Source organism: Promicromonospora sp. NPDC059942, from assembly GCF_042731755.1.
Lineage (GTDB): Bacteria > Actinomycetota > Actinomycetes > Actinomycetales > Cellulomonadaceae > Promicromonospora.
This window is the reverse complement of the sequence record NZ_JBHWLR010000013.1, coordinates 168,451-176,601: the sequence shown is the minus strand read 5'-3', so window position 1 is coordinate 176,601 and position 8,151 is coordinate 168,451. Positions and strand designations below refer to the sequence as shown.

General features: G+C 71.7%; 11 protein-coding genes. 4 read left to right on the top strand and 7 right to left on the bottom strand.

What is annotated here, in order from left to right; translation table 11 throughout:
• Window positions 1-159: 159 nt before the first annotated feature.
• Window positions 160-1,098 carry an NADP-dependent oxidoreductase gene (locus ACFV9Q_RS20755; protein WP_377235959.1) on the bottom strand — a complete coding sequence of 313 codons (939 nt, stop codon included), beginning with the start codon at window positions 1,096-1,098 and terminating at the stop codon, window positions 160-162.
• Window positions 1,099-1,222: 124 nt separating this feature from the next.
• On the opposite strand from ACFV9Q_RS20755, the gene ACFV9Q_RS20750 reads away from it, so the two are divergent.
• Window positions 1,223-1,735 (top strand): MarR family winged helix-turn-helix transcriptional regulator, encoded by a 513-nt coding sequence (locus ACFV9Q_RS20750; protein ID WP_377235958.1) that lies wholly within the window; start codon window positions 1,223-1,225, stop codon window positions 1,733-1,735.
• Window positions 1,736-1,748: 13 nt separating this feature from the next.
• On the opposite strand, the gene ACFV9Q_RS20745 is transcribed toward ACFV9Q_RS20750, so the two are convergent.
• From ACFV9Q_RS20745 to ACFV9Q_RS20730, 4 genes are all read right to left on the bottom strand, one after another.
• Complete coding sequence (locus ACFV9Q_RS20745) at window positions 1,749-2,363, bottom strand: DUF402 domain-containing protein (protein ID WP_377235957.1); 615 nt, start codon at window positions 2,361-2,363, stop codon at window positions 1,749-1,751.
• 35 nt (window positions 2,364-2,398) lie between these two features.
• Entirely contained in the window at window positions 2,399-3,088 is a 690-nt protein-coding gene (locus ACFV9Q_RS20740) for a M15 family metallopeptidase (RefSeq protein ID WP_377235956.1), read from the bottom strand.
• Between the two features lie 225 nt (window positions 3,089-3,313).
• Entirely contained in the window at window positions 3,314-4,141 is an 828-nt protein-coding gene (locus ACFV9Q_RS20735; RefSeq protein WP_377235955.1) for a C40 family peptidase, read from the bottom strand.
• A 109-nt stretch (window positions 4,142-4,250) separates the two neighbouring features.
• On the bottom strand, window positions 4,251-4,682 hold the full coding sequence (locus tag ACFV9Q_RS20730; protein ID WP_377235954.1) for a hypothetical protein: 432 nt from the start codon (window positions 4,680-4,682) through the stop codon (window positions 4,251-4,253).
• Between the two features lie 75 nt (window positions 4,683-4,757).
• Here ACFV9Q_RS20730 and ACFV9Q_RS20725 point away from each other — a divergent pair, with 75 nt between their 5' ends.
• Window positions 4,758-5,144 carry a hypothetical protein gene (locus tag ACFV9Q_RS20725; RefSeq protein ID WP_377235953.1) on the top strand — a complete coding sequence of 129 codons (387 nt, stop codon included), beginning with the start codon at window positions 4,758-4,760 and terminating at the stop codon, window positions 5,142-5,144.
• A 27-nt stretch (window positions 5,145-5,171) separates the two neighbouring features.
• On the opposite strand, the gene ACFV9Q_RS20720 is transcribed toward ACFV9Q_RS20725, so the two are convergent.
• Window positions 5,172-5,522 (bottom strand): hypothetical protein, encoded by a 351-nt coding sequence (locus ACFV9Q_RS20720; protein ID WP_377235952.1) that lies wholly within the window; start codon window positions 5,520-5,522, stop codon window positions 5,172-5,174.
• Between the two features lie 150 nt (window positions 5,523-5,672).
• On the opposite strand from ACFV9Q_RS20720, the gene ACFV9Q_RS20715 reads away from it, so the two are divergent.
• Together ACFV9Q_RS20715 and ACFV9Q_RS20710 are read left to right on the top strand one after the other, a co-directional pair.
• On the top strand, window positions 5,673-6,338 hold the full coding sequence (locus tag ACFV9Q_RS20715) for a response regulator transcription factor (protein WP_377235951.1): 666 nt from the start codon (window positions 5,673-5,675) through the stop codon (window positions 6,336-6,338).
• A complete protein-coding gene (locus ACFV9Q_RS20710; protein ID WP_377235950.1) occupies window positions 6,335-7,504 on the top strand; it encodes a sensor histidine kinase in 1,170 nt (389 codons plus the stop codon). Before ACFV9Q_RS20715 ends, ACFV9Q_RS20710 begins: the two co-directional genes overlap by 4 nt.
• 25 nt (window positions 7,505-7,529) lie before the next feature.
• Here the strand turns inward: ACFV9Q_RS20710 and ACFV9Q_RS20705 are convergent, their stop codons facing one another.
• Entirely contained in the window at window positions 7,530-7,952 is a 423-nt protein-coding gene (locus ACFV9Q_RS20705) for a hypothetical protein (protein ID WP_377235949.1), read from the bottom strand.
• Between the last annotated feature and the right edge of the window lie 199 nt (window positions 7,953-8,151).

The window sequence follows — 8,151 nt, the reverse complement described above, 5'->3', positions numbered from 1 at the left end:
CCCCTTCCAAGAGAAAACCAAAGCCCCCTCGAGAGGAGGTGGTCGGGGGGACGGGAAGATGTGGAGAAGGCCCAGCTTTTGAGGCCCGGGTTTCTTCGCTTTGACCTGTGTCAAAGCGAAGAAACCCGGGCCTCAAAGGGGACTTGCGGGTCTTCGGTTTCAGACGGCGGGCGGGACCGCGACGACCTTGCCGTGGACCTGCCCGGCGTCGGCCTGCCGGTGGATCTCCGGCAGCTCGCTCAGCGGCACGCGCCGGGCGATCTCCACGTGCAGGTCGCCGCTGTCGACGAGGGCGACCAGGCCCGAGAGCACGTCGGCGTCGGGATGCAGGAAGACCGTGACGGCGCGCACGCCGCGCCCCTCGTCGCCGGGCGTGGTCACGGTCGGCGTCGTGGAGACGACGACGCCGCCGTCGCGGACCCGTGCGGCCAGGGCGGCGAACGCCTCGGCGGTGATCGGGGCCAGGTTGAGCAGCAGGTCGACCGGCTCGGTCACCGCGTCGAGCACCGAGGTGGTCGTGTGGTCGATCACCTCGTCCGCACCGGCCGCCTTGACGGCCCGCTCGCTGCGCGGGCTCGCGGTGGCGACGACGTACGCGCCGGCGCGCCTGGCGAGCTGCACGGCGTACCCGCCGACCGGTCCCCCGGCGCCGTTGATCAGCACCCGCTGACCGGCCTGGAGCCCGCCGGCCTCGAACAGCGCCTGCGAGGCGGTGAGCGCCACGGACGGGAGCCCGGCGGCGTCGGGCAGCGGGATGCCTGTCGGGGCCGCGACCAGGTCCGCGGCCGGAGCGACGACGTACTGCGCCGCCGAGCCGTCGGCGATCATCGGGATGAACCCGACGACGTCCTGGCCCACCGCGAGGCCCTCCACGCCGTCGCCGAGCGCGTCGACCGTGCCCGAGACGTCGTAGCCCGGCACGTGCGGCAGCGCCACGGGGAAGGGCAGGAAGCCGCCGCGGATGCCGCCGTCGGCCGGGTTGAACGCCGAGCCGGCGACCCGGATGAGCACCTCGCCGGCGCCGGGCACCGGCCGGTCGGCGTCCTCGTAGCGCAGAACCTCGGCGGAGCCCGTCTCGTGGAACCGAACTGCCTTCATGATGTCGTTCCCTTCGTTCGACTGCTTCGGATTCGAAGCAACTGACGAGCACGCTAGCACCGCTTCAAATTCGAAGCAAGTGTTTCGAGTTGGAAGCATTCACGAGCCTGGCTAGGCTGGGGACGTGACCTCGACCCCGCCGCCCCTGGATGCCACGCAGCTGGGCGTGTACTTCGCCCTCATCGAGGCGAGCAGCCTGCTGAAGCACTCCGTCGAGCAGCAGCTGCGGGACGCCGGGGACCTGAGCTACGTGCAGTTCCAGCTCCTGGCGACCCTCGGGGACTCCCCCACGGGCAGCCGGCGCATGACCGATCTGGCCGACGGCGTCGTCTACAGCCGCAGCGGGCTCACCTACCAGGCACAGACGCTGGAGAAGCGGGGCCTCGTGGCCCGGTCGCAGTCCTCGGACGACGAGCGCGGCGTGACCGTCACGATCACCGACGAGGGGCGGGCCGTACTCGCGGACGTCTTCCCCGGTCACGTCGCCACCCTCGACGACCTGCTGTTCGCCCCGCTGAGCCGGGCGGACGTCGAGACGCTCGCCGACATCCTCGGCCGCGCGCGGGACCACATGCGCCAGACGCCGCCGCGGTCGGCGGGGGCGCGGCGGCGGAAGAAGGCGGCCGCGGCGGACTAGAGCCGGGCCCTTCCTACTCGGTCCCCGACCAGCTCGGCCGGATTCCCGGAGCGACCGACGGGACCTCGCTCAGGGGTGTCCGTCCGACCGGCAGCGGCTCCGGCGCCGTCGTCACCGGTGCGGACGACACGTTCTCGAGCAGCTCGTGGAGCCGTCCCGTCCGCAGCCAGTCCAGCAGCCGGGTGAGGCCGCTCTCCGCGCCGCGCGCCTCCGCCGGCGAGATCAGGCCGGACGCCGACGCCTGCACGAACTCGTCCTCGTCGACGAGCCGGTGGGTGCCGTCCAGGGCGACGAGCACGTCGAGAAAGAGATCGACCGCCGAGACATCGCCGCCGACCCGGACCATCGGGGTCGCGATGTCGCAGTTGAGCGCGAACGGCGCGCCGTCGGGCGGCCGCGTCTCCATCAGGTCGCCGGCCAGGTCGTACGTCGCGTTGATCTTGAACCACTCGGTCGAGAACGCGAGATGCCGGAGGACGAGCTTGTCGTCCGTGCCCCCGAGGTTCACCGGTTGCGGGCTCTGGCTCACGTACCTGCCGGCGTCGTTCACCAGGATGCCGTCGTCCGGCACGCGGAAGCACCGGACGTCGTCCTCGTCGGGATGGAAGTCGAAGTCTCGGACGGTCATCGCTGCCCCCTTGGACATCGCAGAGGCTCCCGACCCTAGTGACCGTCGACCTGCGCGACGGCCTCCGTGAACTCCCAGTGCCACGGTTCGTACGGCCCGGAGCCGCCGACCTGCGCCCAACCGGGGTTGTCCCAGCCCTGCTCCGGGCCGTTGGCCTTGAGCCAGTCCCAGCGCTCGCCGGCATAGCTGTCGGCGCAGATGTCCACGGCCAGGCCCCAACCGTGGTTGGACCGGCCCGGCGTCGCCGTCAGCGTCGGCTTCTGCGCCTTCGCCGTGACCTGCTGCGCGTAGCTGCGGTACCCGTCGGTGAGGCACAGCGCCTCGCCGAACTGCTCGGTGTACGCCTGGTTCAGGCGAGCCAGCGCGACGGCGGCATCGGCACGGACCGGCGGGTAACCGTCCCAGAGGGCGCACAGCTCGTCTGCGGGCACCTGACCGTTGAGTCCCGCACCCGTCGCCTCGCCGTCGCAGCCCGGCAGGACGGGCGGGGCCTCGACCTGCACCGACCCGGTCTCCCCGCCGGGCAGCGTCGCGTCCTGGGGGACGGTGACGCCGGTGTCGGCCGTGCCGCGTGGTGCCCGCTCCTGGCTGCGCGAGGCGGCACCTTCCCGGTCGCGCGCGGTCTCGACCGCGTCGGCCGACGGGTCGGTCAGCGCGACGGCGGCTCCCGGCCGGTCGCGCGTGTCACCTCCTGGCCCGCCCGCGGTCGCCACGGTGACCGACATGGTGGCGACGAGAGCGACCCCCACCCCGAGCTTCAACGGCCACCGCCGCGTGACCGCGGACCCTGCACCACTCGGCGCGGCGGAGTGCCTGCCCTTGCTGTGTCGGCCCCGTCTGGAGCGTGCTCGCGTCGGTCTTGCCATGGGGTGGTTCTCCTGGGGATCGGCAGGGTCGAAAGCTGGGGGACGTGAGGGGCGGGCCGGAGCCCGCCCCTCACGCGGAGTGCGTCAGAGGACGCGGATGAACGTCGGGTTGGACTGCCAGATCTGCGTGTAGCGCACCGTCTTGCCCGGTACGGGCGCCTCGATCTGCATGCCGTCGCCGGCGTAGATCGCGATGTGCCCGGGCGACCAGATCAGGTCACCGGGCTGCGCCTCGGACCACGAGACCTCCGGCCCGGCGTACCGCTGCTCGGACGAGGTGCGGGGCAGGGTGACCCCGACCTGGGCGTACACGTAGGAGGTGAACCCGGAGCAGTCCATCCCGGCCGGGGTCGAGCCGCCCCACAGGTAGGGCACGCCGAGGTACCGCATGCCGATCGACACCACGGCAGAGCTCGACGCCGAGGCCGGGAGGTCGACCGCGGCCGCGGCTGCCTCCGCGGCGGCGGCCTCGGCTTCCGCGGCCGCCTCGGCCTCCGCCTCGGCGGCGAGCTGCGCCTGGTACTCGTCATTCTCGGCCGCGGAGACGACCGAGACGGCGGCCTTCTCGACCCTCAGCTCGGCGTCGTTGGCCACGGTCACGACCGGCGCGGCGGCGACAGACTCCTTGGCCTGCGCCGCCAGGGCGTTGAGGTCTGCCGTGTTGAGGGCGCCCTGGACGGACTTGCCGGCCAGGGACGTGGTGACCGATGCGGATGCCGGGGCCGCTTGAGCGGGGGCTGCGACCAGGGACAGCAGCACGCCGGAACCGGCCGCGGCCGCGACGGCCGTGCGGCCGGCGAGCGTGGTGACCTGCTCGGTGGCGGCCCGGGCGACGTCGGCCAGGACCGGGCGGACCGCCCGGTGGCGACCACGGCCGCGCACGGCCGGGTCGGGGGTGTAGCTGGGCTCCATGAAAGCTGGGACCTTTCGGATCGGAGTAGAACCACACGCGGCCCCGGGTTCGGGGCGCGCGAAACCGGTCGACACCCCAGGTGGGGCGGTGTCGACGGGATGTGGCGGTCTACGTCCGGGAGATCCCGAGGGCGTGGAGCGACGGGGCGGCTGCCACGGCCACGCCGGAGGCGGTCCCGCGCTGGGGCTGCGCGAGGTCGGGCACCAGCCACTGCAGGGCGAGGACGGGCTCGCCGGCCAGCTCCGCGGAGGGCGACACGGACCGGTCGTACCGAGCCGTCACCGTGCGGTTCTCCGAGCAGTGGTTCGGGTCCTCACCGTGGTGGCCGGCGGCCCCTTCGGCCCCGGCGGACACCACGGCAGAGGCCGCGTACTGCCCGACGGCGCTCTCCGGGTGGGTGTGCTCGGCCTCGTCCAGGTGGACGCCGCAGAGCAGCTGCACGCCCACGACGGTGAGCACGAGGAACATGACGGCCAGGACGCTCATGATCTCTCGCCGGGGATCGGCGAGGAGCGAGCGGGCGGCGCGGGTCAGGTTCATGGCGAGCCCAAGAGTAACGGTATGGACACGGAACGGGGCAACACGGCGTGATGACCGGGCCGCTAGCCTGTGCGCGTGAATGGTGACTACCAGGTGTTCCGACCCAGGTCAGAGGACATATACGACTGGTCGGGCGGGCAGCTGCACCCCGAGATCCGGCAACACGTCGGGGTGGGCAACGTCGTCCGCGTCCAGGTCTCCGAGGACGGGAGCGCGGAGACCGGCTGGTCCGACACGCCTTACGTCCGTGTCACGGAACAGGACGGCGACCAGCTGACGGGGATCGTGGACGACCCCTACCGGTCGCAGTACAGCGCCCTGGACAACGGCACGGTCATCGAGTTCGACCGCGCGGACTTCACCGAGATCCCGCTCGACTGGCCCGAGAACGAGGCGTTGGCACCGAAGGCGACCCACACCGGGCAAGGTCGGGAGATCACCGGATACATCGAGCCGGACTGACACGCCGACAGACCTGCGGGAAAACCGTCATGAGGGTGCCGCCTGGGTGAGGAAGTTGTTGGAGATGTAGATCAGCTGATCCAGGAACCTGTACCCCGTCGACGGGGGAGCGACGTTCTCACTGCTCGCTATCACCTTGGTGTCCGAGGAGCTCGGAAGCTCCGTGGTGGAGATGTTGGCGATCACCGCACCGTAGATCGCGCAGAGCAGCACGACACGAACCCACACGGGCGGCCTTGTCCGTCCGACCAGGATCACCGCGACGAAGGCCGTGACGATCAGCAGCGTTCCCGAGTGGATCTTGCCGCCGCCGAGCAGCACGATGCCGCACAAGCCCGTGACGGCTGTTCCCGCCCACATCGCGATCTTCCTGGTCATCGCATGCCTCCACTCAGGTTGGGTCGCCCACCTCGTCGGCGGGTCGCACCCCACTCCAGCGGACGCCGCGTTCAGCCGGCGTTGGCGCGCACCACGCGTTCTGGCGGTTCGCTTATCCGGACCAAACATTGCCGCGGGCATGATGTGGCGGTGAGGGTCTTGGTGATCGAGGACGAGGACGTGATGGCCGAGGCCGTGGCGCTCGGGTTGCGCCGAGCGGGCTACGCCGCCGACATCGCCGTCGACGGCGGGCGGGCGCTCGAGCTGGCCGGCCTGAACCCGTACGACGTGGTGCTGCTCGACCGCGACCTGCCGGTGCTCCACGGGGACGAGGTGTGCAGGCGACTGGTCGCCTCCGGGTATCCGGCACGGATCCTGATGCTGACCGCGGCCGGTGCGCTCGACGACAAGGTCGGCGGGCTGCACCTGGGAGCCGACGACTATCTGACCAAGCCGTTCGCGTTCCTCGAGCTGCTGGCCCGCGTCGACGCGCTGGGCCGACGCACCGTCCGTGCCACCGGCCCGGTGCTTCGGTTCGCCGGTCTCGAGATCGACACCGCTCGCCGGGAGGTACGACGGTCCGGGAAGCCGGTGCCGCTGACGTTGACGTTGAAGGAGTACGGCGTACTCGTCGAGCTGGTGCGGGCCGACGGCGCGCCGGTGTCGGCCGAGGAGCTGCTGGCCCGGGTGTGGGACGAGAACGCCGACCCGTTCACCAACGCGGTGCGGGTCACGATGGTGGGGCTGCGCAACAAGCTCGGCGATCCGCCGCTCGTCAGGACGGAACGCGGCGTCGGCTACCGGGTGGTCGGGTGAGCACCGCGACCGGCCGTGCCCTGGACGGGCTCAGCGTGCGATGGCGGTTGACCGTGACCTACACGGTGGTGGCGGTCGTGTCTGCGGCAGTGCTGCTGGCCGCGGTCTATCTGCTGGTGGAGCTGGCGCAGCCCGACACGGTGGTCCTCAAGGGCGAACCGGCCGAGCTGCCGCTGATGCGCCCTGGCGACGAGCTGGCGTTGCGGGAGGCGCTCGACGAACAGCGCGCCGACGCCGTGGACACCACGCTGCGCAGCTTCCTGGTGTGGTCGGCGGTCGGGTTGGCTCTGATGGCCGGCGTGTCGGTCGCGGTGGGATGGGCATTCGCCGGTCGGGCGCTGCGGCCGGTGCACACCATCACCAGCCGCGCACGACGCCTCTCGGCCGACTCGCTCGACCAGCGGCTCCACCTCGACGGGCCGCGCGACGAGCTGCGCGAGATGGCCGAGACCTTCGACTCGTTGCTCGACCGGATCCAGGCAGCGTTCGCGTCCGAGCGCCGGCTCGTGGCCACGATGTCGCACGAGCTCCGTACGCCGCTCGCCAACCAGCGCGCCGTGCTCGAGGTGGCGCTGGCCGATCCCGGCGCGGACGCCGCCACGTTGCGACATGCGGCCGAGGTTGCCCGAGGCCAGGCCGAGCGCGCACAACGTACGGTCGACGCGCTGCTCACGCTGGCGCGGGTCCAGGCCGGCGCGGAGACGTCGCGACTCGCTCCGGTGGCGCTCGAACAGATCACCGGAGCAGCAGTCGATGCGACACGCGACCTCGAAGGGGCCGCGGAGCTCTCGTGGCAGGTCTCGCTGGACCCGGCAACCGTGACCGGCGACGCCGATCTGCTCGCCCTCGCAGTCGGCAACCTGCTGCACAACGCCGTGCTGCACAACGTCGAAGGCGGCTGGGTGCGAGTGCGAGTCGCGGCGAGCGTCGGCAGCGCCGTCGTCGAGGTCGCCAACAGCGGCCCGGAGCTGGACCCCGGCTCCGTCGAGGCCCTCACTCTCCCCTTCCGCCGTGGGGGCCGGGACCGGACGTCGTCCACACGGGGCACCGGGCTCGGACTCACCATCGTGAGCGCCGTCGCGGAGCATCACCACGCCGACCTCCGGCTCCGCGCCCGCGACGACGGGGGCCTTGACGCCCGGCTCGCCCTCCCGCTCGCGCCCTGACGAGGCGGCGTTCGCCCCGCGCTCGTCATGTCGCTCGCGGCTCCTGCTGGGCACCGCCGAGCCCGTCGAGGGCCACGACGTCCGCACCCCCGGGACCGATGAACTGCACCAGGTTGGCTGTCGCGCCACGCCTTCGCACGAGAACGGCGGGCACGGCCATGGGCGCGGGCCACGCCACGACGCGATAGGTCTCGGTCGCGGCCGAGACGGTCGCGTCGGGAGCAAGGGAACGGCCTCGTGCGTAGACCCGGAGCCGGTGCGGCCCACCGCCCACACCGATCCGAGGGACGCCTGAGTCGCCGTCCTCGATCCCCACGACGACCACGCCGCCAGGCCCGGCCAGGACGCTGACCTCGGCGGCCTCGTCCCACCCTTCACCGTCGACGTCGAGCGGTGCTCGGAAGAGGCCGACCTCGACCCGGACCGGCCCGCTGTCGATGCCCGTCACCAGCGTGGGACGTGCGGTCGTGTCCCACGCGCGTCCGCCGAATGCGGGATCCTGCCGAACATCCCTGATCTCCAGCATATGTCCGCTGACCCAGGTCTCATAGGTCGCGGCGAGACTCATCGGATGCGCACCCGGGACGGGCCACGATTGACATTTCTAATGGATTTGTACATCAGCGATGGTTCAACTTTCGGGGATC